Consider the following 23,291-nt stretch of genomic DNA (forward strand, 5'->3'; position numbering starts at 1 on the left):
CCCGGCGGTCACTGCGGCGCGGGGCGCAGATGCGTGATGTCGCCGGCGGCCACGGTGGTCGCGGTGTGCCCGTCGTCGATGACCAACCGTCCGTAGGTATCGATGTCGGTGGCCAGCCCCACCAATTCGGTGTCGCCGGGTAGCGACGCCCGCACCCGGGTGCCCAATGTCGCACTGCGCGTGCGGTAATCGAGCACCAGTTGCTCGTCGGCGCCGCCGGCGGCGCGCCAGCGCTGCACCCGCTGGGCGAGGGCGTCGAGGATCGCCCGCACCAAGGCGGTCCGGTCCACGTCCGGGTGTCCCAGCAGGGCCAGCGACGTCGCCCGCGGATCCGGGGCTTCCTCCGCCGACAGCGATACGTTGAGACCGCACCCGACCACGATCACCGGCGCCGGAGCGGCCACCTCGGTCAGGATCCCGGCCAGCTTCCCGTCACCGACCAGAACATCGTTGGGCCATTTCAGACCCGCCTGCACCGAGCAGGTCTGGGCCAGCGCGTCGACCACCGCCACCCCGGTGAGCAGCGGCAGCCAGCCCCAGGCATCCGAGGGGACGTCCGCGGTGCCGATCGCGACCGACATCGCGATCAACGAGCGCGGCGGCGCCGTGAAACTGCGGCCGTGCCGCCCCCGGCCCGAGTTCTGATACTCGGCCAGCAGTACCGCACCAGCGATGTCCTCACCCGCGGCGGCTCTGCGCAGCAGATCGGCATTGGTGGAACCGGTCTCCTCGACCACATCGATGCGCCGCCACGGCGCCAAGCCCTCGAGCGCACTGACATCAAGGGGCGGTCGGGGCTGGACACTCACAGCACCCGACCCTAGCGGTCAGAGCAGGGGTCCCTGCGACTGCACCTGATCGGCGTTGATGGTCTCCAGCGACATGGCCGTCGAGTGCTGCCTGCGCATGACGCTGCGCAAGGCGACGAGGCCGGCCCAGAACATCGCGACGGCGGCGGCGGCCCACGCCGCCCCGAACACCCACGAGGTGCCTCCGTCGACCAGGACGAAGTAGGTGGCGATGAGCGAACTGAGGTAACCGGCACCCGTGTAGAAGCGGGCGTGCACGCTCAGCGACCAGGCGGGGTGGCAACGACTGAACCAGACCCACAGGGCCGGCGTCAGGGCCGCGGCGATGGCGATCACGGGTGTGACCATGAACGGTTCTCCGGCTTCTTCGACGGAACTGCTGCAGTCCAGTGTCCGCCTCGCGAAGTGTTTGACGACGCCAACACAGGTAACTGTTCAGTAACATAGTTGGCAACGCCCGGCGAATCTAGTCCGAAGAGCGAAATTTCCGCGCAATTTTCGTTGTACCAGGAATTGTGCTTGATGTACCAAGCATTGTCCGACACCTCGAGCGGGTGACAGCAACTACTCGAACGCAGTGGTGACCTTTTCCATCTCCCGACGCCGTTGCTGGGCGGCCGGGTCCGGATTGGCGACCTGGACCAGTGACGCACCTGCGGCGAACACGGCCACCAGATTGTCGATCAGCGTCTCGGGGCTGCCCCACTCGCCGGCCGACCACACCCGGTCGGTCGCGGTCAGCCCGCGCGTCTGGGCTCGCTCAGACGCGGCGGCCAGCACCTGGTCCACCGACCGGCCGTCGAGGGCGGGCCCGGGGGAGCGCTCGGGCACGATCTGATCTCCGTGCACCCGCACGGCGGTGGCGTAATCGGTGAGCCCGACGGGCAGGTCGGCGACCGGCTTGCCGAACGGATCCAGCGACAGCACGGCGATCTCGCCCAGGCCCGCCGCGGCGTCCGCCTCATCGAGTCGGTCCACGGTGCACAGCGCCACCTCGGCATCACCGCCGAAGACCACCTCGGCGCCGATCCACCAGATACCGAACACCACTGCCGCGGTCTGCCAGTGCGCAGGCAGCAGCACCGCCACCCGACTGCCCGGGCCCGCGCCCAGTTCATCACGCAACAGGTTGGCGGTCTTGGCGGCCCAGTTCGCCAGCGTCACGGCCGACAACTCGATGCGCTCACCGGTGGCGTCGTCGTAGAAGGTGATGCGCGGACCCATCGGGTCGCTGCGCAACAACGGGTCCAGGACCGCCCCGGAAACGGTGACTGCCATGGTCAGTTGACGCACTGCGGGTCGTCGGACCCCGCGGTCAGGATCGGCGACGGCGGCGGCGGTGCCGTCACTGATCCGGCGGCCTGCGACAGCACGTCGCCGTTCAGGGCGGGATCGGACTCCAGGCCCGAGCCGGGGCCGGTGTAGTCATTGGCCAGCACCACCCGAACGGTGCCTTCGGGCAGGGTCTCGTCGGCCACCACCGGCAGGCTGCCGAGTTCACCGGAGACCGCCTGCGCGCCGAGATCGTCGACACTGCGGGCCAGTACCTGGCTGACCGGGGGGCGCGCGCCTTCGTTGTTGCCCACGTTGCCCGGCAGGAAACCCTTGGCGGTCAGCACATCCGACACCGCAGACGCCAAACCGTTGATGTCGGTGTCGTTGAGCACCTCGACGGTGGTTCGGCCCGGCGAGTAGGCCAACTCCTCGGTCTTGCCCTGGTCCTGGTCCTCCAGCAGGCTGGTCACCCAATCCTTGACCTGGGTGGGATCGATGCGCACCACACTCTGCATGCCGTCGTCGCTCCAGCCGGCCTCGTCGAGCACCGGGATGGTGGCGAAAGCCACGCTGCCGGCCGCCAACTCCTGCAGCTGAGTGATGAAGTTCATGATGTCCCAGCCGTCGGACAGCACCACCGAACGGTGCACCGCGTCTTGCAGCCGGCTCAAGGTGGCGGGGCTGGACAGGGTTTTACCGGAGATCACCTGGTGGGCAAGGGAAGCCATGACGACCTGCTGGCGCACCACACGGTCCAGGTCGCCGCGCGGCAGATCGTGGCGCTGACGGACAAAGCTCAGCGCCTGCGGACCGTTCAGCCGCTGCCAGCCCGCGGGGAAGTCGGCGCCGGAAAGCGGTTCATAGACAGGAGCTTTGAGGCACACGTCGACGCCACCGATGGCGTCGGTGATGAGCGAGAAGCCCAACAGCCCCACCTCGGCGTAGTGGTCGACGGTGACACCGGTGAGATCGGCGACCGTCTCGATGAGCCGTTCGCGGCCGGCTTCGACGCCCCGCTTCTCGCCTTCCACCGGGTCCATGCCCTGGACCTCGATGAGTTCCTTCATGGTCTCGAGCTTGACCTGACCGAAGACGCCGTTGATCTTCATCTTGCCCAGGCCCGGCGCCTCGACGTAGGAGTCGCGCGGGATGGAGATGGCGGTGGCCGATTTCCCGTTGTTGGGGATGCGGACCAGGATGATGGTGTCGGTGTTGGTCGCCACGTCGTCACCGGCCCGCAGCACCGCCAGTTCCTCCGGCGACAGCGGATTGCCGTGGGCGTCGGTCCTGCTGTCCACCCCCACCAGCAGAATGTCGATGGCGCCGTCCTCGCCGCCGCCACCGAGCGCCTCGGCGCTGATGTGGTTGATGCCCTCCTCGAAGGACCGGATGGTGCTCCAGGCGACACCGGTTCCCGCCACGATCGCTATGGCGATCAGGGTCGAGACCACTCGTATCAGTCGGGCTGGCACCTGCCCAGGCTACTGGTGACACCGCCGGGATCCGGGTAGCCGACACCGGCGTGCCAGACTCGGTGACATGGCTGACACCGGACCCCACGCACCGAGGATCGTCATCACCGGAGCCGGCGGACAGGTAGGCGGATTCCTCGCCCGCTTCGCCGAACAGCGAGGTCACCGGGTCGCCGCCTACACGTCGGCGCAGTGGGACATCACCGATCCGCAGGCCGCCGAGGCGGTGCTCGAACCCGATGACGTGCTGGTCAACTGCGCGGCCTTCACCGCAGTCGATGCCGCCGAGGACGATCCCGACCGGGCGTACGCGGTGAACGTCACCGGCGCCGAGAACGTCGCGCAGGCCTGCGCGCGGGTGGGCGCCCAACTGATCCACATCTCCACCGACTACGTGTTCAGCGGCGAGTTCACCGGCGAACCGCGCCCGTACGAACCGGGCGACGACACCGGTCCGCGCTCGGTGTACGGCACCACCAAGCTGGCCGGCGAAGTGGCCGTCCTGGCGGCGTTGCCGGACTGCACGGTGGCACGCACCGCCTGGGTGTACACCGGCGGCACCGGATCGGACTTCGCGGCGGTGATGCGAGCCAAGGCCGCCGGTAGCGGCACCGTCGACGTGGTGGCCGACCAGATCGGCTCACCCACCTACGTCGGAGACCTGTGCGCGGCGCTGCTGGAGATCGCCGGCGGCAGCATCCGTGAGCCGATCCTGCACGTCGCCAACAGCGGCCCGGCCAGCCGCTTCGACATGGCCAGGGCGGTGTTCGAGGAACTCGGCGCGGATCCCGAGCGGGTGCGGCCGGTGGGCACCGACTCCCACCCGCGGCCCGCGCCGCGGCCGCGTTATTCGGCGTTGGGCGCCGAGCTGTCCACGCGGGCGGGCCTGACCCCGCTGCGGCCGTGGCGGGAAGCGTTGACGCAGGCGCTGGCCACCGTCGGCTGACCGCTACCCTCTACGCCGTGAGTGACGAACTGCCGGTGGTGACAGTGACCTACTCACCGGGGCCACACCTGGAACGGTTCCTGTCGTCGCTGAGCCTGGCCACCGATCGGCCGGTGACCGTGGTGCTGGCCGACAACGGCTCCACCGACGGTGCCCCGGAGAGCGCGGCGGAGCGGTTTCCCGGCACCCAGCTGCTGCGGACCGGTGAGAACCTGGGATACGGACGCGCGGTCAACCGCGGAGTGGCATCGCTGGACTGTTCGGCCTCGGAATTCATCGTGGTGGCCAATCCCGATGTGGTGTGGGGACCGGGCAGCATCGACGCGCTGCTCGAGGCGATGAACCGCTGGCCGACGGCCGGCGCGGTGGGGCCGCTGATCCGCGATCCCGACGGGTCGGTGTACCCGTCGGCACGGCACCTGCCCAGTCTCATCCGTGGTGGCATGCATGCCGTCGTCGGCCCGCTGTGGAAGAACAACCCGTGGACGAAGGCCTACCGCCAGGAGCGCCAGGAGCCCAGCGAGCGGGCGGTGGGTTGGCTGTCCGGGTCCTGCCTGCTGATGCGCCGGGCGGCATTCGAGCAGATCGGCGGCTTCGACGAGCGCTACTTCATGTACATGGAGGACGTCGACCTCGGTGACCGGCTGGGCCGCGCCGGGTGGCTGAACGTCTATGTGCCCGATGCCGAGATCCTGCACGACAAGGGTCATTCCACGGGTCGAGATCCTGCCCGCAACCTCGCCGCGCACCACCGCAGCACCTATTTGTATCTGTCTGACCGGCATGCCGGCTGGCAACGGGCTCCGCTGAGATGGGCCATGCGCGGCGCTTTGGCCGTACGATCTCACCTGGTGGTACGCGGTGCGCGGCGGCAGCGCGACTGACACGAGGGGGAAGGGACAGCCGAATGAGCGGGACTCTGGAAGTGGTTGATCCGTCGAAGGTCGACGCCGTGGTGCTGGTAGGTGGCAAAGGCACCCGCCTACGCCCACTCACGCTGGCGGCGCCCAAACCGATGTTGCCGACGGCGGGGCTGCCGTTCCTGACGCATCTGCTGTCGCGGATCGCCGAGGCGGGCATCGAACACGTGATCCTCGGCACCTCGTACAAGGCCTCGGTGTTCGAAGCCGAGTTCGGCGACGGTTCCAAGCTCGGGTTGCAGATCGAGTACGTCTTCGAAGAGGAGGCGCTGGGCACCGGCGGCGGTATCGCCAATGTCGCCCCGAAGCTGCGGCACGATCGCGCGGTCATCTTCAACGGCGATGTGCTCTCCGGCGCCGACCTGGGTGCTCTGCTCAACCACCACCACGCCCACCAGGCCGACGTCACCCTGCACCTGGTGCGGGTGGGTGATCCCCGGGCCTTCGGCTGTGTGCCCACCGATGACAACCACCGGGTGGAGGCGTTCCTGGAGAAGACGCAGGACCCGCCGACCGACCAGATCAACGCCGGTTGTTACGTGTTCAACCGCGAGATCATCGACCGCATCCCCACCGGCCGTGAGGTGTCGGTGGAGCGCGAGGTGTTCCCGCAGCTGCTCTCCGACGGGGTGAAGGTGTGCGGCTACGTCGACGCCACCTACTGGCGGGACATGGGTACGCCGGAGGACTTCGTGCGCGGTTCGGCCGACCTAGTGCGCGGACTGGCGCCCTCGCCGGCGCTGCACGGCCACCGCGGTGAGTCGCTGGTGCACGACGGGGCCTCGGTCGCGCCGGGCGCAGTGCTGATCGGCGGGACCGTGATCGGCCGGGGTGCCGAGATCGGGGCGGGCGTGCGGCTGGACGGCGCGGTGATCTTCGACGGTGTCCGGGTGGAAGCCGGGTGTGTGATCGAGCGGTCGATCGTCGGGCACGGCGCGCACATCGGCCCGCGGTCGCTGATCCGCGACGGAGTGATCGGTGATGGCGCCAGCATCGGGGCCCGGTGTGAGTTGCTGCGTGGCGCGCGGGTGTGGCCGGGTGTCGTCCTGCCCGACCACGGCATCCGCTATTCCAGCGATCTGTGAGCCACGGCGGCGGCCACCAGCGCGTGTACCGCGTGGTCGGTGTCCGCGGGTAGGTCGTCGACCGGCCACCACCGCAGGTCCAGCGATTCGTCGCTGATGCGGATCTGCGCGTGTGCCGGCGCGCTCGCGGCGAACTGCAGATCCAGGTGCCGGGTGGGCCGGCCCAGCGAACACGTCAGCGCGTGCACGTCGACGGCGGCCAGCCCGCCGAGCTGCAGGTCCGCGATGCCCGACTCCTCGGTGGCCTCCCGTAGTGCGGCCGCCCGGATGTGGTTGTCGCCGGGTTCGCAATGCCCGCCGAGTTGGACCCACCGGCCCAGCCGCGGGTGCAGCGTCAGCAACACCCGGGTGCCCTCTGCATCGAGCACCGCCACCGACGCCGTGATGTGGCCTGGCTCGCAGCTGCGCTGACAGGCATCCGGGCGCGCCAGGACGAATCCGAGCACCGCTTCCCGCAGGGCGTCCTGCTCGGGACCCGGTGCGGCCCAGTCGCGCAGCGTGTCGACGACGGAGTCGCGCAGCGTCATCGACGCACCAGCAAACCGTCCGCGACTGCCGGGTCCCGCGGGCCCTGCTGCTGGACCGGATAGCCGATGGCGATGGCGCCCATCGGGTTCCAATCCTCGGGCAGCTCCAGCTGGGCGCGTACCAGATCCGCGGCGAAGATGGTGGACCCGATCCAGCAGCTGCCCACCTCCCGTACCGCCAGCGCCACCAGCAGGGCCTGGACGGCGGCGCCGGCGGCCACCGTGAACATGGTGCGTTCGGCGGCGGTGCGGGTGTCGTCAGGGTAGTGGTGCGCGCCGTCGGGCACCATGAACGGGATGACGACCTCGGGGGCGTCGTACAGTATCTGGCCGCGGGCCACCCTGCGCTCGACGGCGTCGGTGGGCCTGCCGTCGCGGGAAAGGTCTTCGCGCCAGCGTTGTTTCATCGCATCGAGCAGTGGCGTGCGGCTCTCGGGGGTGAGCCAGACGAAGCGCACCGGCCGCGTGTGATGGGGAGCGGGGGCGGTGAGCGCCTCGGCGACGGCCTCTTCGATGAGGGCATGGTCCACCGGCTGGTCGCTGAACTGGCGCACGGACCGCCGCAGCAGCTGCGCCTGTCTGCGGCCCAGGTCGATGGATTCCGCTGTGCCGAGCCAGAACAGGTCGTCTTCGCCGGGGCGCAGCAGATCCCGGCCCGTGGAACCGTCGTCGCGCAGGTGCAGTCCGCGCACCACCGCCACCGGAATTCCGGTCAGCTTTCCCTTCACCAGGTCGGCGGCCGCGGCGATCTCGTCGGCCACCGCCACCTCGGTGACCACCAACTCATTGCCGTGCCGGTCGACTGCCCCGGCGTAGCCGTGCAACACCGGCAGGCCCGCGGCGCCGATGGCCTGGTCGATCTGGCCGCTGCGCCAGGCGCGTCCCATGGTGTCGGTGATGACCACGGCGATCTCGACACCGAGCCGCTCCGCCAGCCCGGTGCGCAGCGCAGCTGCGCTACCGTCGGGATCCACCGGCAACAGCGCCAATTCGGTGGTCCCGATGTTGGAACCGTCGACCCCGGCGGCCGCCTGGATCAGGCCGATGGCGTTCTCGGTGATCAGGGTACGGCCCTTGCGGGCCAGCACCCGCACGGCCTCCTCGTCGATCAGTTTGCGCCGCAGGGTATCTCGTTCCTCGGGATCGGCGGGCGCAGCGACGATGCGGCCCTCGCACTTCGACAGCACCTTGCTGGTCACCACCAGCACGTCGCCGTCACGCAACCACGGCGCGGCGTCGGCCAGCACGCCTGTGAGGTCGTCGCCGGGGCGGAATTCCGGAAGGCCTGTGACGGGCAGGATCTCGATGGCCGCGGCCGCGCCGTGTTCGGTCACAGCTGCACCCCCGCCAGTTCCGCACCGGCGCGCACCATCTGTGCGGTGGCCTCCGGAGAGGTCATCAGCAGGGGGACCGACCGCACTGCCACCCCGTCGATGTCGGCGCTGTCCTGCTCGGAGATCAGCCACGCGTCCAGGATGCCGGTGCCGGAACGGGCGCCGTGATAGCGCCCGACCGCCTCGGAGGTGGACTCCACCCCGATGACGGTCAGGCACTCGTCGGCCATGCCGCGCAACGGTTTCCCGCCGATGATGGGGGAGTAGCCGACCACCGGCGCCGCGGTGGAACGCAGCGCACCGCGGACGCCGGGGATGGCCAGGATGGACCCGATGCTCACCACCGGATTCGACGGTGCCAGGAACACGATGTCGGCCTCGGCTATGGCGTCGGCCACATCGGGGGTCGCGGTTGCTTTTTCGGCACCCACGTAGGCGAAGCTGTGCGTCGTCACCTTGGCCCGGTACCGCACCCACCACTCCTGGAAGTGAATGGCCCGGCGCTCGCCGGTGTCGGGATCGGTGATGACGACGTGGGTCTCGCTGCGGTCGTCGCTGGCGGGCAGCAGCCGGGCGCCGGGCCGCCAGCGCGCACAGAGGGCCTCGGTGACCTGAGTCAGCGGGTACCCGGCCCGCAGCATCTGGCTGCGCACCAGATGGGTGGCCAGATCGCGATCGCCGAGCCCGAACCAGTCCGGTTGCACGCCGTAGGCGGCGAGTTCTTCCTTGGCGTGCCACGTTTCGTTGCGGTGACCCCAGCCGCGTTCGGGGTCGATGCCGCCACCGAGGGTGTACATGCAGGTGTCGAGGTCCGGGCAGATGCGTACCCCGTGCATCCAGGCGTCGTCGCCGACGTTGACGACAGCCGTCAACTCGTGCTCTACCTCAGCTTGACCCTCAGGGGCCGCGAACTGGCCGAGCCCCAGCAATTTCTGAACGCCCAGCAGGAATCTCGCGCCGCCGACGCCGCCGACCAAAACGGTGACCTTCACAACGAACGACACTAGGCGTTGTTGCGGGTCGGGGTCTCAGCACGGTCACGGTGACGACACGCCCATGCACCGACTCGCGGAAATGTCGGTCTCGAATGGTATGAAATTCCGTTCTACGGCTTGACCTCACCAGCTAACCCGTGTCTAATCACATCAGTGTCATTTCCCGGTTGGCCGGCCGGTTCCGGTGTCGCAGACCGAGATTCGATCACCTGTTCGAATAGCATGGCTGCGTATCAATAGTGGGCGACATTCCTGGATCGACTAGCAGAACTGTGAGGAGGCGGAAACATGTCCTATCAGCACCTGATCGGAGCTATGGGCAGTATCCCGCGCACCAGTACGGAACCGGCAACAGAGGGGGAGAGCGAGCTGGGAGGGCGGCCGCATCTGAGCCTCGTGCCCGATCGGTTCGAGTCCGAACTCGAGCCTGCCGACGACCAGTGGCAGGAACGTGCCCTGTGCGCGCAAACCGACCCGGAGGCGTTCTTCCCCGAGAAGGGTGGGTCCACCCGGGAGGCCAAGCGCATCTGCCTGGGCTGTGATGTGAAGAACGAATGCCTCGAGTACGCCCTGGCCAACGACGAGCGGTTCGGGATCTGGGGCGGTCTGTCCGAGCGTGAACGACGCCGCATCAAGCGCGGCATCATCTAGCCGGACCCACCGGTCCTCACTCGTCGTCGAGCGTGGGGTCGATCACCGAGGGCTCCACGCCCAGGTAGGTGGCCACCTGCGCCACCAGAATGTCGTGAAGTAACTCAGTCAGTTCTCCGGTGTCCTTCGCCCGCCGTTCGATGGGCTTGCGAAACAGCACTATTCGCGCCCGGGTGTTTTGTCCCCGGACGTCCACCCCTGCGGGTATGAGTCTGGCCAACGCCACCGGCCCGTCCGCGACCACCTCCGGCGGGAACTGCACGTTTTCCGGATCCCGCGCCGCGATCCGCGGAATCTCGTCCACGGCCACGTCCAGCGCAGTCACCCGGTCGGTGAACCGGCGTTCGATCGGTTCGTAGGCCTCCAGTACCGCCATGTCGAAGCGCTCTGCCCGGCTGCGCCATCCCGGCACATCGGGCGGCAGCAGCGGTCCCCGGATGTTGCGACCGTGGCGGGTGGACCAACGCCCCCCCGATGGTCGGTGCCGTGAGCTGCCGGAGTCTGCCACCGGCCGATCGTAACGGTCCGGCATACCCAGGTAACGGTTCAGTAGTGGCAGCCCCGGGTGCGCGTGTCCGCCCCAGCCCGGGCGTGCCCGCGCGATAGCCTCACGGGCGTGAATGTTCCCCGTCGCTGCTGCAGGCCTGGGTGCCCTCACTACGCCGTGGCGACGCTGACGTTCGTGTACTCGGACTCGACGGCAGTGGTGGGCCCGCTCGCCACGGTTCGTGAGCCGCACTCATGGGATCTGTGCGTGACGCATGCCGGGCGGATCACCGCGCCCCGCGGCTGGGAGTTGGTACGCCACGCCGGACCCCTGCCGTCGCACCCCGACGAGGATGATCTGTCGGCTCTGGCCGACGCCGTTCGGGAAGGCCGCGGCGGTGTGCCGACGGGCCCACCCATGCACGGCTTCTCCGACCCAGGTCCTCATCCCGGGGCGGCCGCCGCCCCGGCGAGCAGTGTGCTGGCGTCGGCGGGCCAGCGTCCGGCCGGCGCCGGACGCAGGCGGGGTCACCTGCGTGTGCTGCCGGATCCTTCCGACTGAGTTCTGGATTCATCTCGCGTCAGGGTTCGCCGGACCGGGTTCAGCCACGCGGAGCCAGCGCCGCGGACCGGAGTTGGCCACTAAATCGCGGGCCTGTTACGGCTAGGCTGGTACCGGCAACCACGTCACACCCACGCAGTAGTCAGGAGTCCGGACATGTCTCGATCCGCTGATGCGGTTGCCCGTGTGATCAAGGCATACGACGTCCGCGGTCTGGTGGGCTCCGAGATCGACGAGCAGTTCGTCGGTGAGGTCGGCGCAGCCTTTGCGCGGCTGGTGCGCGCGGACAGCACCCGCGTGGTGATCGGGCACGACATGAGGGAGAGCTCGCCGGCGCTGGCGGCGGCGTTCGCCTCCGGTGTCACCGGCCAGGGACTCGACGTCGTCCGGATCGGACTGGCCTCCACCGACCAGCTCTACTTTGCCTCGGGATTGCTGGACTGCCCGGGCGCCATGTTCACCGCCAGCCACAACCCCGCCGCCTACAACGGCATCAAACTCTGCCGAGCCGGCGCCAAGCCGGTGGGTCGGGATACGGGTCTGGCGACCATCAGCGACGAGGTGGTGGCCGGTGTCCCGGCCTTCGACGGCCCAGCCGGCTCGGTGACCGACCAGGACGTGCTGGCCGACTACGGGACTTTTCTGCGGAGTCTGGTCGATGTGAGTGCATTGCGCCCGTTGCGTGTCGCCGTTGATGCCGGCAACGGGATGGCCGGGCACACCGCCCCCGAGGTACTGGGTCAGATCGGTTCTCTGACAGTGCTTCCGTTGTACTTCGAGCTGGACGGCTCATTCCCCAATCACGAAGCCAATCCGCTGGACCCGGCGAACCTGGTGGACCTGCAACGGTTCGTCATCGAGTCGAACGCCGACATCGGGCTGGCCTTCGACGGCGACGCCGACCGGTGCTTCGTCGTCGACGAACGCGGACAGGCGGTTTCACCGTCCTCGGTGACCGCGCTGGTGGCGGCCCGCGAGCTCGGTCGCGAGATCGGTGCCACGGTCATCCACAATCTGATCACCTCGCGGGCCGTCCCGGAATTGGTGATCGAGCGCGGCGGCACCCCGGTGCGCTCCCGGGTCGGGCATTCCTACATCAAGGCGCTGATGGCCGAGACCGGGGCGATCTTCGGCGGCGAACACTCGGCCCACTACTACTTCCGCGACTTCTGGGGTGCCGACTCGGGAATGCTTGCCGCGCTGCATGTCCTGTCCGCTCTCGGCGGACAGGACCGCCCGCTGTCGGACCTCGCGGCCGACTACCAGCGCTATGAGGCCTCCGGGGAGATCAACTTCACCGTCCACGACGCCCCGGCGTGTGTGGAGCGGGTCCTGGCGATGTTCGGCACCGGCATCCAGTCCATCGACCACCTGGACGGTGTCACGGTGGATCTGGGCGAGGGCAGCTGGTTCAACCTGCGCACCTCCAACACCGAACCGCTGCTGCGGCTCAACGTCGAAGCCCGCACCTCGGACGAGGTGGCGGGCATTGTCGGCAAGATAGCCACCGAGATCGAAGCGGCCCAGGCGGCACCATGAGCGCCACCCGCGCCTCCATCGACCTCGACGACACCGACGGATTGATCGGCGCCGACCGCGAGGGTCTGCTGCGGGGCGCGTCGACGTCGGGAGCGCAGGTCCGAGCGGTCGCAGCCGCGGTGGACGAGGGCGCGCTGGAATCCGTGCGTACCGGGCAACGGCCCCGTTCGGTGATCTGGGTGGCCGGGCGCGGTGCCGCCGAATCCGCCGGCGCCATCCTGACGGCGGTGGTCGCCGGTGGCGCCGCCCAACCCATCGTCACCGCCGCCGAGGTTCCCCCGTGGATCGGGCCGCTGGACGTCCTGGTGGTGGCCGGCGACGATCCGGCCGACCCGGTCCTGGTGTCGGCCGCGGCCACCGGAGCGCGTCGGGGCGCCAGGGTGGTGATCGCCGCCCCCTATGCCGGGCCGCTGCGCGACGCCACCGCCGGCCGCGTCGCCGTCCTGGAGCCGCGGATGTGGGTGCGCGACGAGTTCGGGTTGTGCCGTTATCTGGCCGTGGGGCTGGCGGTGCTGCAGGCGGTCGAGACAGGAGCCACCGCCGTGCAGGCGGACCTGGCGTTGTTGGCCGATGAACTCGACGCCGAAGCCCTGCGCAACAGCGCCGGACGGGAAATCTTCACCAACCCGGCCAAGTCGCTCGCCGAGCGGATGGCCGGCCGCGGGGTGGTGCTCGCCGGTGACAACACCGCCACACTGGCCCTGGCCCGGCATCTGTCGACCGTGCTGCTGCGCGTGGCCCACCAGGCCGTCGCCGCCGCCGGGCTGGCCGATGCGGTGGTGGCGTTGCGCGACGGAATGGGAGCCGAGAGTCGCGGCGCAGGAAGCGATTTCGATTCGCTGTTCCATGATGAAGAGCTCGACGGTCCGCTGCCGCAGCGGCCCAGGGTGCTGGCTTTCACGCTGGCCACCGAACGGCCGGTGGTCAGCGCGCGGGTGGCCGGGGTCAGCGACGTGGATCTCGTGGGTACCGAGGACGTGCCGGATGAGGGACTGGGCGCAGAACGCCCCGAATCGGACCGGTGGCTCACACCGGCCGTTGTTCCCGCGGAGGCCGGACGCCCGGAGCAGCAGCTGGCGGTCCTGGCAGTCCGAGTGGAGATGGCGGCGGTGTACATGAGACTCATGCGCGGGTGACAGGGGAGGCACAACATGGAGTCGATGCGAGGAGCGGTCCGGAACTACGCGTGGGGGTCGCGCACGGCCATCGCCGAGTTCACCGGACGAGAGATACCGACCAATCACCCCGAGGCCGAGCTCTGGCTGGGTGCGCATCCGGGCGACCCGGCCTTTCTGGCCACTGACGGCGGCGAACAGTCCCTGCTGGACGTGGTGCGCGCCGATCCGGAGGGACAGCTCGGGCCGGTGGTGCGCAACAGGTTCGGCGATGCGCTGCCGTTCCTGATGAAGGTGCTGGCTGCCGACGAGCCGCTGTCGCTGCAGGCCCACCCCAGCTCGGAACAAGCCGTCGAGGGCTTCCAGCGTGAGGAGCGGATGGGTATTCCGCTGAACTCCCCGGTGCGCAATTACCGTGACCGCAGCCACAAGCCGGAGCTCATCGTCGCCCTCGAACCGTTCGATGCGCTGGCCGGGTTCCGGCCGCCGGCGCGCACCGTCGAATTCCTCGATGCGCTGGGCGTCTCCGCACTCAACCCCTACGTCCACCTCCTGGCCGGCCAGCCCGACGCCAACGGATTACGGGCGCTGTTCACCACCTGGATCACCGCACCCCAGCCGGATCTGGATGTGCTGGTGCCCGCCGTGCTCGACGGCGCCATCAACTACCTGCGCTCGGATGCCTCCGAGTTCGACGCCGAAGCCAAGGCCGTCCTCGAACTCGGGGAGCGCTATCCCGGTGATGCGGGTGTGCTCGCCGCACTGCTGCTGAACCTGCTGCACCTCGAGCCTGGGCAGGGTCTCTACATGGCGGCGGGCAACCTACACAGCTACCTGCGCGGGGTGGGCATCGAAGTGATGGCCAACTCCGACAACGTACTTCGCGGCGGCCTCACGCCCAAGCACGTCGACGTACCCGAACTGCTGCGGGTGCTCGACTTCACCCCGGCCAGCGAGGAGTCACTGCTCTCACCGGTGGATGCCGACGGATTCGAATCCACCTACCGCACCCCGGCCGACGAGTTCACCGTCTCGGTGCTGGAACTCGACGGCGACGATCTTGGCCACGAAGTGGACGCGCCCAGTCAGCACGACGGGCCTCAGATCCTGTTGTGCGCGCAGGGTTCTGCGGTGGTGCGCGCCAAAACAGACACGCTGGCACTTGATCGCGGTGCGGCGGCCTGGGTGTCCGCCGACGACGGACCCATCAGGCTGGTGGCCGACCAGCCCACCCGGTTGTTCCGGGCAACTGTGGGGATCTGATCAGGCAGCGCGCCGCGAACGCAGCCACAGTGTGCCGTTGTGCCGGATGGTCCGCGCGACCAACCGCGGTGACGGGACCATGTAGAGGCTGTCGAGCAGGCTGAACCGGCGCAGGAACCATTCCGCCAGAACGGGATCGGTCTCGGCGGCGCCGAGGAACTGGTCGAAGAGGCTGCCGACCGGCCGGTACCACCACGGTCGCGGCCCGGAGGCGTTGTGCAACACCAGGTCGCCGATGGCGTTCATCGTCCACACCGGGAAGGTGGTCTGGGCTGAGCGGCGGGCCAGCGCCCCCGCCAGGTCCTCGGCGCCGGAGTCCAGCACATCGCGTAGGTTGGCGGCCTGGATCGAGGTCATCGTCATGCCCTGCCCGAAGGTCGGGTTGAAGCTGACCACCGAATCACCCAAGGGAACAATCCCTCTCGGGAAGTCCGTGAGCTTGTCGTAACGGCGCCACCGGCTGGTGGGGTATTTGTGCCGGGCCACCTCGCCCACGGGCTCACCTCGGCGCAGTGCCGACACGACGTGTGGCGGCAGGATTTGCTCAGCCAGTGCAATCATGCCGGCGTAGTCAGCGGGCGGTGCGGCCCTGGCGGTACCGAAGGTGGTCAAACCCCAGATGCCATCCTCGTAATAGAGCATGCCCAGGCCCACCGGCTGCTCTGCGGAAGCGCCGGCCACCACCACCTTTTCCTGGATCAGTCCGTCCGGAATCCGTACACGGTGGGTGGAGTAGTCGATGCCGACCTCCACGGTGTCTTCATCTGGTGGTCGGAACCCCCACTGGCGCAACCACACCGGTAGACGGGTGCCGCGACCGGTAGCGTCGACCACCAGATCGGCCGCCACCGTGTCGTCGCCGAGGCGTACCCCGGTCACCCGTCTGCGCACCGGGTCGTAGACCGGTTCGGTGACGGGTCGCTGCGCGATCTCGACATTCGGGATCTGCTGCACCCTGCGTCGGATCTGCCATTCCAGGTGGGGTCGGCTCGGGACATAGGCGGTGAACGCGTCGCGCAACCTGTGCCGGGTTCCCAGCACATGCCCGGCGGCACCGAAATGGATGCAGTCCGGCCGGTTTTCCAGAATCGGCACACCGTCGCTGACCATGGCCTCGAGCAATCCGGGAAACAGCGCCTCGAATTCCTGCGCGCCCCGGGCCATCAGCAGGTGAACGTGCCGGTCCTGGGGGACCGCGGCCCGACATTGTGGACCGTCGGGCAGGTGGTCGCGCTCGAACACCGATACCCGGTCGTAGAAATCGGACAGCACCCGTGCGGCGCACAACCCCGCGATGCTGGCGCCGATCACGACTGCGTGTTCTCCGGTCCTCCCCATCGGAACCCAACGTAATGGGTACTGTGCCGAGACTGGCTCGCGAAAGGTGAAGAAATTATGACTGGACGCTGGCGGACCAAATCCGTTGAGCAGTCGATCGCCGACACCGATGAGCCGGGAACCCGGCTCCGCAAGGACCTGAACTGGTGGGACCTGACGGTGTTCGGTGTATCGGTGGTGATCGGCGCGGGCATCTTCACCATCACCGCCTCCACCGCCGGCAACCTGACCGGGCCGGCGATCTCGATCTCGTTCGTCATCGCCGCGATCGCCTGCGGTCTGGCCGCCCTGTGTTACGCCGAGTTCGCCTCCACGGTGCCGGTGGCCGGCAGCGCGTACACGTTCTCCTATGCGACGTTCGGGGAGTTCATCGCCTGGATCATCGGCTGGGATCTGATCCTGGAGTTCGCGGTGGCGGCCGCGGTGGTGGCCAAAGGCTGGTCCAGCTACCTCGGCACGGTGTTCGGATTCGGTGGGGCGGTGGCCGACGTCGCGGGCGTTCCCTTGGACTGGGGCGCCCTGCTGATCGTCGTGATCGTCACGCTGCTGTTGGCGCGGGGCACCAAGCTGTCGGCCGGCGTCAGCCTGGTCGTGACGATCATCAAGGTTGCGGTGGTGCTGCTGGTGGTGGCCGTCGGCGCGTTCTACATCAAGGCCGCCAACTACACCCCGTTCATCCCCCCGGCCGAGGCCGCCGAAGGTGGCTCGGGCAGCGAGCAGTCGCTGTTCTCGTTGCTGACCGGGGCCGAGGGCAGTTCCTACGGCTGGTACGGCCTGCTGGCCGGTGCCTCGATTGTGTTCTTCGCCTTCATCGGCTTCGACATCGTGGCCACCACGGCCGAGGAGACCAAGAATCCACAGCGGGATGTCCCGCGCGGCATCCTGGGGTCACTGGTCATCGTCACGGTGCTCTACGTCGCGGTGACGGTGGTGCTCTCCGGCATGGTGTCCTACACCGTGCTGCGTGATGCCGAGTCGCCGAACCTGGCGACCGCCTTCGAGGCCAACGGGGTCAACTGGGCGGCGACGGTGATCTCCATCGGCGCGCTGGCCGGTCTGACCACCGTGGTGATCGTGCTGATGCTGGGGCAGACGCGGGTGCTGTTCGCGATGTCGCGCGACGGGCTGATCCCGCAGCAACTCGCCAAGACCGGCGAGCACGGCACCCCGGTGCGGATCACCTGGATCGTCGGTGCCCTGGTGGCCGTGGCGGCCGCGGTGTTCCCCATCGGCAAGCTCGAGGAGATGGTCAACATCGGCACGCTGTTCGCGTTCGTGCTGGTGTCTGCGGGCGTGATCATGCTGCGGCGGTCGAGGCCCGACCTCGACCGCGGCTTCCGGGCCCCGTTGGTGCCGCTGCTGCCGATCCTGTCGATCATCGCCTGCGTCTGGTTGATGCTGAACCTCACCGGTCTGACCTGGATCCGCTTCCTGATCTGGATGGGCATCGGAGTGATCGTGTACTTCCTCTATGGCCGCAGGCACTCGGTGCTGGGCCGCCGGGAGGCTGCTGCCCGCTCCTGACCCCGGAGCATCCGCCACCGCCCCCTCTCCGCCACACCCCCTCTCCGCCACACATGTGTGTCCTGCGGCGCCCGCACGGCGTGTCGCGCGTGTCTGCACACATGTGTGGCGCTTTTAGGTCCCGGGCGTTTTACAAAAATGGACCCTGTGTCTAGACATCGGACAAATTGCCTCTTATAGTCAAGTCATTCAGGGTGATGGCTTTCACATGGAGGTGACGCGTGACCGCACAGATCGACAACGCTCCGACCCCCGAGGTCGAGCAGTGGCGTGACAAGAAGCGCTACCTGTGGCTGATGGGGCTGATCGCGCCCACCGCACTGTTCGTGATGCTCCCGGTGGTGTGGGCGTTCAATCAGTGGGGTTGGCATGCCGCAGCGCAGGTGCCGTTCTGGGTCGGTCCGCTGCTGGTGTACGTGCTGCTGCCGACGCTGGACCGGTTCTTCGGGCCCGACGGCCAGAACCCGCCCGACGAGGTGATGGCGCGGCTGGAGAACGACCGGTACTACCGCTACTGCACGTACGCGTACCTGCCGTTTCAGTACGCCAGCGTGATCGTGGGCGCTTACCTGTTCACCGCCTCGGACCTGAGCTGGCTGGGGTTCGACGGCGGCCTCGGGTGGCCCGCGAAGATCGGCCTGGCCCTGTCGGTGGGCGTGCTCGGCGGCGTCGGCATCAACACCGCCCACGAGATGGGGCACAAGAAGGACTCGCTGGAGCGATGGCTGTCCAAGATCACCCTGGCCCAGACCTGGTACGGGCACTTCTACATCGAGCACAACCGCGGCCATCACGTCCGCGTCGCCACCCCCGAGGACCCGGCGTCGTCGCGGTTCGGTGAGACGTTCTGGGAGTTCCTGCCACGCAGCGTCTGGGGCAGCCTGAAGTCGTCCTGGGAGCTGGAGGCCCAGCGGCTGAAGCGGGCCGGCAAGCCGGTGTGGCATCCGTCCAACGACGTGCTCAACGCCTGGGTCATGTCGGTGGTGTTCTGGGGCGTGCTGATCGCGGTGTTCGGGCCTGCGCTGCTGCCCTACATGGTGATCCAGGCCGTCTACGGCTTCACGCTGCTGGAGACGGTGAACTACCTGGAGCACTACGGCCTGCTGCGGCAGAAGAAGGACAGCGGCCGCTACGAGCGCTGCACCCCCGAGCACAGCTGGAACTCCGACCACATCGTGACCAACCTGTTCCTGTACCACCTACAGCGCCACAGCGACCACCACGCCAATCCGACCCGGCGATACCAGACGCTGCGCAGCATGGACGGCGCGCCCAACCTGCCCAGCGGCTACGCCTCGATGATCGGGCTGACGTACTTCCCGCCGCTGTGGCGCAAGGTGATGGACCACCGGGTGCTGGCCCACTACGACGGTGACATCACCCGCGTGAACATCCATCCGCGCGTGCGTGACAAGGTGTTGGCCCGGTACTCATGAGCTCTTACGCCTGCCCAGGGTGCGGTTACATCTATGACGAGGCCAAAGGTGAACCGCGCGAAGGCTTTCCGCCTGAAACCCGGTGGTCCGAGGTGCCCGACGACTGGGGCTGCCCGGACTGCGCCGTCCGCGAGAAGATCGACTTCCAGGAGATGACATGAGTGACTACAAACTGTTCCGCTGCATCCAGTGCGGATTCGAGTACGACGAGGCCCTGGGCTGGCCGGAGGACGGCATCGCCCCCGGCACCCGCTGGGACGACATCCCCGAGGACTGGAGCTGCCCGGACTGCGGGGCGGCCAAATCCGACTTCGAGATGATCGAAGTTGCCCGTCCTTGACCAGCGGGTCCATTTGACGAGCGGCAGCGTTACTGCCACTCTCGCCCCTGTGGCACGACGGCGCAGCGAGGGTAAGCCGGTGCGCGTCCCGTACGCCGAAGCCTCCAAGGTGCTGCTGCGCGACCTGGTGCTCGACGCCATGCGCGAGCTGCTACTGAGCAATGACTGGTCCTCGATCACCCTCTCCGACGTCGCCAAGGCGGCCGGCATCAGCCGGCAGACCATCTACAACGAGTTCGGGTCCCGGCAGGGCCTGGCGCAGGGGTACGCACTGCGCCTGGCCGACCGCCTGGTGGACGCGGTGGACGAGGCCATCGAGACCAACGTCGGCGACATCTCCGAGGCCTTCCTGCAGGGCTTCCGCTCCTTCTTCGCCGAGTCGGCCGCCGATCCGCTGGTGATCTCGCTGCTCACCGGGGTGGCCAAACCCGACCTGCTGCAGATCATCACCACCGACAGCGCCCCGATCATCGCGCGGGCGTCGGCGCGGCTCACCGACTCGTTCCGGCACAGCTGGGTCCAGTGCAGTGAGCATGACGCCGGGGTGCTGGCGCGCGCCATCGTCCGGCTCGCCATGAGCTACGTCTCGATGCCCCCCGAGTCCGACCATGACGTGGCCGCGGATCTGGCCCGGCTGATGACGCCCTACGCCGAACGCTACGGCGTCATCGAGACGGGCTAGCAAGGCCGCGATCCGACGGGTCCGTATGCGTCTGCCGCGGCCGGATGATGGCCCGGCGCCAGCGCAGGAACACGGCCACCGCCACCACGGCGACGGCGCCGCTGAGCAGGTGCGACGCGTGGTACCCGTAGCGCTGGGAGACCGCGCCGGCCACCACGTTGCTCAGCGAGGCACCCACGCCCTGCATCGTCATCACGGCCGCCAGGCCGATGTTGAAGCGCCCTGACCCGGCCAGCAGCTGCTCGGCCGCAATGGGGGTGGCGATGCCGATCAGGCCGGCGCCGATGCCGTCGAGGGCCTGGATCGGGATGATCGACCAGAAGTCGCTCTGGGTCCCGGCGATCAGCCCGCGCAGCGGCAGTGCGCACAGGCCGACCAGCACCACCGCACCGAGGCCGAATCGGCGGATCAGCAGTGGCGCCGCCACGGCCACCGCGATCATCGACACCTGCGACACCCCGGTGATGATGGCGGTGGTCCGAAACGGACTGCCGAGCTCGATCGCGAAGTCCTGGGCCACCAGCCGGCTCACCGGCGCATTGCCGAAATGGAACATCAACAGCACCCCTCCGAGCAGCATCAGCCCGGGCGTGGAGACGAGCACCCGTAGTCCCGACGGCTGCGATCCCGTCTCGGGCCCGCCCAGCCCCCGCGCCGTTGCGTGGTCGATGCGGTGGGGGTCGATGGCCAGCACTGCGACCACCGCCCCCGTAGCGGTCACCAGCATCAGCGCGATGATGGCGGGCTCACCGAACAGCGAGACCCCGAGGAACACCGCAGCCAGGTACGCCACGTTGCCGACGTGGTTCCAGACCTCGTTGCGGGCGATCTGCCTGCCGAAGAGCCGCTCGCCGACCAGTCCGAGCGTCAGACCCGTCAGCGCCGGACCGATGACGGCCCCGACCACCGCGGTTCCGGTCTGGCCCAGCCACACCACGGCGGTCGTCGGGGCGAGCAGCGTGGCCAGTCCCACCGCGGTGACGAACACCACCGGCCCGGCCACCAGGGCGCGTTTGTACCGGGTGCCGTCGACCAGGGCGCCGAACACAGGCGTCGCAGCCAGGCCGATCAATCCGCCGACGGTCGCGATGCCGCCGAGAGCTATGGGGGACCAGCCCCGGGTGGCCAGGAATGCGTCCAGGAACGGCCCCAGGCCGTCGCGCGCGTCTGCCAGGAAGAGGTTCAGCACTGCGAGGCTGATCAGTGACCGCCTGCCAACGGCCTCACTGCGTTCGCCCATCGGCGCACCTCCCTATCGGCCAGGCGGAGGTACCCCGCACGCGAACCCCTCCAAACAGGGCAGATTGATGAACCGCGCGGCCGGACGCTACGGTGTCATCGATACCCCTTAGCTGGCAGAGCGCTTCAGCCGCCTGTCCCGCGAGCCCGCAGGCTTTGGGTTGTCTGTCCGGGTGCTGCCTCCTGCGCGCCCGACGTTCTCCACAATGACGAATGATTTAGGGGCTCTTACATGACTGCACCGGAACTGACCGCCGACGTACGCAACGGGATCGACTTCAAGGTCGCCGATCTGTCGCTGGCCGAATTCGGCCGCAAGGAGATCCGCCTCGCCGAGCACGAGATGCCCGGCCTGATGGAACTGCGGCGCGAGTACCACGACGTGCAGCCGCTCAAGGGTGCGCGCATCTCCGGCTCGCTGCACATGACCGTGCAGACCGCTGTGCTGATCGAGACCTTGACGGCCCTCGGTGCTGAAGTTCGATGGGCGAGCTGCAACATCTTCTCCACGCAGGACCATGCCGCCGCCGCGATCGTGGTGGGCCCGCACGGCACCCCGGAGGAGCCCAAGGGCACCCCGGTGTTCGCCTGGAAGGGCGAGACGCTCGAGGAGTACTGGTGGGCCGCCGAGCAGATGCTGACCTGGCCGGGTGAGCCGGCCAACATGATCCTCGACGACGGCGGCGACGCCACCATGCTGGTGCTGCGCGGCGCGCAGTACGAGAAGGCCGGCGTGGTTCCGCCCGCCGAGGACGACGACTCGGCCGAGTGGAAGGTCTTCCTCGAGCTGGTTCGCAAGGGCTACGAGCAGAGCAAGGACAAGTGGACCACGATCGCCGCGTCGGTCAAGGGCGTCACCGAGGAGACCACGACCGGTGTGCTGCGGCTCTACCAGTTCGCCGCCGCCGGTGAGCTGGCCTTCCCGGCCATCAACGTCAACGATTCGGTGACCAAGAGCAAGTTCGACAACAAGTACGGCACCCGGCACTCGCTGGTCGACGGCATCAACCGCGGCACCGACGCGCTGATCGGCGGCAAGAAGGTGCTGATCTGTGGTTACGGCGACGTGGGCAAGGGCTGCGCCGAGTCGCTGGCCGGCCAGGGCGCCCGCGTCCAGGTCACCGAGATCGACCCGATCAACGCGCTGCAGGCGCTGATGGACGGCTACGACGTGGTGACCGTCGAGCAGGCCATCGCTGACGCCGACATCGTGATCACCTCGACCGGCAACAAGGACATCATCACCCTCGACCACATGAAGGCGATGAAGGATCACTCGATCCTGGGCAACATCGGCCACTTCGACAACGAGATCGACATGGCCGCTCTGGAGCGTTCCGGTGCCACGCGGATCAACATCAAGCCGCAGGTCGACGAGTGGACGTTCACGGAGTCGGGCAAGTCGATCATCGTGCTGTCCGAGGGCCGCCTGCTCAACCTGGGCAACGCGACCGGGCACCCCTCGTTCGTGATGAGCAACAGCTTCTCCAACCAGGTGATCGCCCAGATCGAGCTGTGGACCAAGAACGACGAGTACGACAACGAGGTCTACCGCCTGGCCAAGCACCTCGACGAGAAGGTCGCCAAGATCCACGTCGAGGCACTCGGTGGCACGCTGACCAAGCTCACCAAGGACCAGGCCGAGTACATCGGCGTGGACGTCGAGGGTCCGTACAAGCCCGAGCACTACCGCTACTGATCTGAGCTCGACAGTCTGATCTGAGAGATCGCCGCGACGGCACTGGTGCCGTCG

General features: G+C 68.3%; 24 protein-coding genes. 14 read left to right on the plus strand and 10 right to left on the minus strand.

What is annotated here, in order from left to right:
- Nucleotides 1-8: 8 nt before the first annotated feature.
- From G6N58_RS17475 to G6N58_RS17490, 4 genes are all read right to left on the minus strand, one after another.
- Entirely contained in the window at nt 9-809 is an 801-nt protein-coding gene (locus tag G6N58_RS17475) for a biotin--[acetyl-CoA-carboxylase] ligase (protein ID WP_115277878.1), read from the minus strand.
- 18 nt (nt 810-827) lie between these two features.
- Complete coding sequence (locus G6N58_RS17480) at nt 828-1,157, minus strand: hypothetical protein (RefSeq protein ID WP_115277877.1); 330 nt, start codon at nt 1,155-1,157, stop codon at nt 828-830.
- 216 nt (nt 1,158-1,373) lie between these two features.
- Complete coding sequence (locus G6N58_RS17485; RefSeq protein ID WP_115277876.1) at nt 1,374-2,087, minus strand: TIGR03089 family protein; 714 nt, start codon at nt 2,085-2,087, stop codon at nt 1,374-1,376.
- Between the two features lie 2 nt (nt 2,088-2,089).
- Nucleotides 2,090-3,556 carry an LCP family protein gene (locus tag G6N58_RS17490; RefSeq protein WP_068915874.1) on the minus strand — a complete coding sequence of 489 codons (1,467 nt, stop codon included), beginning with the start codon at nt 3,554-3,556 and terminating at the stop codon, nt 2,090-2,092.
- A 67-nt stretch (nt 3,557-3,623) separates the two neighbouring features.
- On the opposite strand from G6N58_RS17490, the gene rfbD reads away from it, so the two are divergent.
- Genes rfbD through manB form a run of 3 tightly spaced genes read left to right on the plus strand, consistent with a single transcriptional unit; the run spans nt 3,624 to nt 6,507 of the window.
- The gene (rfbD, locus tag G6N58_RS17495) at nt 3,624-4,502 is read left to right on the plus strand and encodes a dTDP-4-dehydrorhamnose reductase (protein WP_068915875.1); all 879 of its coding nucleotides are present in this window, start codon (nt 3,624-3,626) and stop codon (nt 4,500-4,502) included.
- 17 nt (nt 4,503-4,519) lie between these two features.
- Nucleotides 4,520-5,386 carry a glycosyltransferase family 2 protein gene (locus G6N58_RS17500; protein ID WP_068915876.1) on the plus strand — a complete coding sequence of 289 codons (867 nt, stop codon included), beginning with the start codon at nt 4,520-4,522 and terminating at the stop codon, nt 5,384-5,386.
- A gap of 23 nt (nt 5,387-5,409) precedes the next feature.
- Nucleotides 5,410-6,507, plus strand: coding sequence for a mannose-1-phosphate guanylyltransferase ManB (gene manB / locus G6N58_RS17505; RefSeq protein WP_172544966.1), 1,098 nt, complete (start codon nt 5,410-5,412; stop codon nt 6,505-6,507).
- Here the strand turns inward: manB and G6N58_RS17510 are convergent.
- Genes G6N58_RS17510 through cofD form a run of 3 tightly spaced genes read right to left on the minus strand, consistent with a single transcriptional unit; the run spans nt 6,489 to nt 9,360 of the window.
- Nucleotides 6,489-7,034: an NUDIX hydrolase gene (locus tag G6N58_RS17510; protein ID WP_115277875.1), complete on the minus strand. Its 546-nt coding sequence runs from the start codon at nt 7,032-7,034 to the stop codon at nt 6,489-6,491. The genes manB and G6N58_RS17510 overlap by 19 nt on opposite strands.
- A complete protein-coding gene (locus G6N58_RS17515; protein ID WP_163908222.1) occupies nt 7,031-8,368 on the minus strand; it encodes a coenzyme F420-0:L-glutamate ligase in 1,338 nt (445 codons plus the stop codon). Before G6N58_RS17515 ends, G6N58_RS17510 begins: the two co-directional genes overlap by 4 nt.
- Nucleotides 8,365-9,360, minus strand: a complete 996-nt coding sequence (gene cofD, locus G6N58_RS17520) for a 2-phospho-L-lactate transferase (protein WP_068919663.1) — start codon at nt 9,358-9,360, stop codon at nt 8,365-8,367. Before cofD ends, G6N58_RS17515 begins: the two co-directional genes overlap by 4 nt.
- Before the next feature lie 291 nt (nt 9,361-9,651).
- Between cofD and G6N58_RS17525 the strand changes: the two genes are divergently transcribed.
- Nucleotides 9,652-10,014, plus strand: coding sequence for a WhiB family transcriptional regulator (locus G6N58_RS17525; protein ID WP_115277874.1), 363 nt, complete (start codon nt 9,652-9,654; stop codon nt 10,012-10,014).
- Between the two features lie 16 nt (nt 10,015-10,030).
- Here the strand turns inward: G6N58_RS17525 and G6N58_RS17530 are convergent, their stop codons facing one another.
- Nucleotides 10,031-10,453, minus strand: a complete 423-nt coding sequence (locus tag G6N58_RS17530; protein ID WP_068919664.1) for a metallopeptidase family protein — start codon at nt 10,451-10,453, stop codon at nt 10,031-10,033.
- Nucleotides 10,454-10,630: 177 nt separating this feature from the next.
- Here G6N58_RS17530 and G6N58_RS17535 point away from each other — a divergent pair, with 177 nt between their 5' ends.
- The 4 genes from G6N58_RS17535 (at nt 10,631) to manA (ending at nt 14,979) form a co-directional block, all read left to right on the plus strand.
- Nucleotides 10,631-11,062: a DUF3499 domain-containing protein gene (locus G6N58_RS17535; protein ID WP_197746430.1), complete on the plus strand. Its 432-nt coding sequence runs from the start codon at nt 10,631-10,633 to the stop codon at nt 11,060-11,062.
- Nucleotides 11,063-11,218: 156 nt separating this feature from the next.
- Nucleotides 11,219-12,601 (plus strand): phosphomannomutase/phosphoglucomutase, encoded by a 1,383-nt coding sequence (locus G6N58_RS17540; RefSeq protein WP_115277873.1) that lies wholly within the window; start codon nt 11,219-11,221, stop codon nt 12,599-12,601.
- Nucleotides 12,598-13,737, plus strand: a complete 1,140-nt coding sequence (locus G6N58_RS17545; protein WP_115277872.1) for a TobH protein — start codon at nt 12,598-12,600, stop codon at nt 13,735-13,737. Before G6N58_RS17540 ends, G6N58_RS17545 begins: the two co-directional genes overlap by 4 nt.
- Before the next feature lie 15 nt (nt 13,738-13,752).
- On the plus strand, nt 13,753-14,979 hold the full coding sequence (gene manA, locus G6N58_RS17550) for a mannose-6-phosphate isomerase, class I (protein WP_115277871.1): 1,227 nt from the start codon (nt 13,753-13,755) through the stop codon (nt 14,977-14,979).
- On the opposite strand, the gene G6N58_RS17555 is transcribed toward manA, so the two are convergent.
- Entirely contained in the window at nt 14,980-16,317 is a 1,338-nt protein-coding gene (locus G6N58_RS17555) for an FAD-dependent oxidoreductase (RefSeq protein WP_115277870.1), read from the minus strand.
- Between the two features lie 57 nt (nt 16,318-16,374).
- Between G6N58_RS17555 and G6N58_RS17560 the strand changes: the two genes are divergently transcribed.
- From G6N58_RS17560 to alkX, 5 genes are all read left to right on the plus strand, one after another.
- Nucleotides 16,375-17,841, plus strand: coding sequence for an amino acid permease (locus G6N58_RS17560; protein WP_115277869.1), 1,467 nt, complete (start codon nt 16,375-16,377; stop codon nt 17,839-17,841).
- Nucleotides 17,842-18,062: 221 nt separating this feature from the next.
- Nucleotides 18,063-19,277, plus strand: a complete 1,215-nt coding sequence (locus G6N58_RS17565; RefSeq protein ID WP_115277868.1) for an alkane 1-monooxygenase — start codon at nt 18,063-18,065, stop codon at nt 19,275-19,277.
- The gene (locus tag G6N58_RS17570; RefSeq protein WP_068915887.1) at nt 19,274-19,438 is read left to right on the plus strand and encodes a rubredoxin; all 165 of its coding nucleotides are present in this window, start codon (nt 19,274-19,276) and stop codon (nt 19,436-19,438) included. Before G6N58_RS17565 ends, G6N58_RS17570 begins: the two co-directional genes overlap by 4 nt.
- Nucleotides 19,435-19,617 carry a rubredoxin gene (locus G6N58_RS17575; protein ID WP_067010268.1) on the plus strand — a complete coding sequence of 61 codons (183 nt, stop codon included), beginning with the start codon at nt 19,435-19,437 and terminating at the stop codon, nt 19,615-19,617. The genes G6N58_RS17570 and G6N58_RS17575 overlap by 4 nt, the downstream gene beginning before the upstream one ends.
- A 49-nt stretch (nt 19,618-19,666) precedes the next feature.
- The gene (gene alkX / locus G6N58_RS17580) at nt 19,667-20,299 is read left to right on the plus strand and encodes a TetR family transcriptional regulator AlkX (RefSeq protein WP_232067909.1); all 633 of its coding nucleotides are present in this window, start codon (nt 19,667-19,669) and stop codon (nt 20,297-20,299) included.
- Here alkX and G6N58_RS17585 read toward each other — a convergent pair.
- The gene (locus tag G6N58_RS17585) at nt 20,283-21,539 is read right to left on the minus strand and encodes an MFS transporter (RefSeq protein ID WP_115277866.1); all 1,257 of its coding nucleotides are present in this window, start codon (nt 21,537-21,539) and stop codon (nt 20,283-20,285) included. The genes alkX and G6N58_RS17585 overlap by 17 nt on opposite strands.
- A 231-nt stretch (nt 21,540-21,770) precedes the next feature.
- Here G6N58_RS17585 and ahcY point away from each other — a divergent pair, with 231 nt between their 5' ends.
- On the plus strand, nt 21,771-23,237 hold the full coding sequence (ahcY, locus tag G6N58_RS17590; protein ID WP_115277865.1) for an adenosylhomocysteinase: 1,467 nt from the start codon (nt 21,771-21,773) through the stop codon (nt 23,235-23,237).
- The last annotated feature ends 54 nt before the right edge of the window (nt 23,238-23,291 follow it).

The sequence above is a fragment of the Mycolicibacterium tokaiense genome, assembly GCF_010725885.1.
GTDB classification, from domain to species: domain Bacteria; phylum Actinomycetota; class Actinomycetes; order Mycobacteriales; family Mycobacteriaceae; genus Mycobacterium; species Mycobacterium tokaiense.

Bases quoted from the DNA above. Each gene is read 5' to 3' on its own strand.
- G6N58_RS17575 (WP_067010268.1), top strand. From the start codon at position 19,435: ATGAGTGACTACAAACTGTTCCGCTGCATCCAGTGCGGATTCGAGTAC.
- G6N58_RS17540 (WP_115277873.1), top strand. From the start codon at position 11,219: ATGTCTCGATCCGCTGATGCGGTTGCCCGTGTGATCAAGGCATACGAC.
- G6N58_RS17485 (WP_115277876.1), bottom strand. From the start codon at position 2,087: ATGGCAGTCACCGTTTCCGGGGCGGTCCTGGACCCGTTGTTGCGCAGC.
- G6N58_RS17555 (WP_115277870.1), bottom strand. From the start codon at position 16,317: ATGGGGAGGACCGGAGAACACGCAGTCGTGATCGGCGCCAGCATCGCG.
- manB (WP_172544966.1), top strand. From the start codon at position 5,410: ATGAGCGGGACTCTGGAAGTGGTTGATCCGTCGAAGGTCGACGCCGTG.
- ahcY (WP_115277865.1), top strand. From the start codon at position 21,771: ATGACTGCACCGGAACTGACCGCCGACGTACGCAACGGGATCGACTTC.
- G6N58_RS17510 (WP_115277875.1), bottom strand. From the start codon at position 7,034: ATGACGCTGCGCGACTCCGTCGTCGACACGCTGCGCGACTGGGCCGCA.
- G6N58_RS17480 (WP_115277877.1), bottom strand. From the start codon at position 1,157: ATGGTCACACCCGTGATCGCCATCGCCGCGGCCCTGACGCCGGCCCTG.
- G6N58_RS17560 (WP_115277869.1), top strand. From the start codon at position 16,375: ATGACTGGACGCTGGCGGACCAAATCCGTTGAGCAGTCGATCGCCGAC.
- rfbD (WP_068915875.1), top strand. From the start codon at position 3,624: ATGGCTGACACCGGACCCCACGCACCGAGGATCGTCATCACCGGAGCC.
- G6N58_RS17545 (WP_115277872.1), top strand. From the start codon at position 12,598: ATGAGCGCCACCCGCGCCTCCATCGACCTCGACGACACCGACGGATTG.
- G6N58_RS17525 (WP_115277874.1), top strand. From the start codon at position 9,652: ATGTCCTATCAGCACCTGATCGGAGCTATGGGCAGTATCCCGCGCACC.
- G6N58_RS17585 (WP_115277866.1), bottom strand. From the start codon at position 21,539: ATGGGCGAACGCAGTGAGGCCGTTGGCAGGCGGTCACTGATCAGCCTC.
- G6N58_RS17570 (WP_068915887.1), top strand. From the start codon at position 19,274: ATGAGCTCTTACGCCTGCCCAGGGTGCGGTTACATCTATGACGAGGCC.
- manA (WP_115277871.1), top strand. From the start codon at position 13,753: ATGGAGTCGATGCGAGGAGCGGTCCGGAACTACGCGTGGGGGTCGCGC.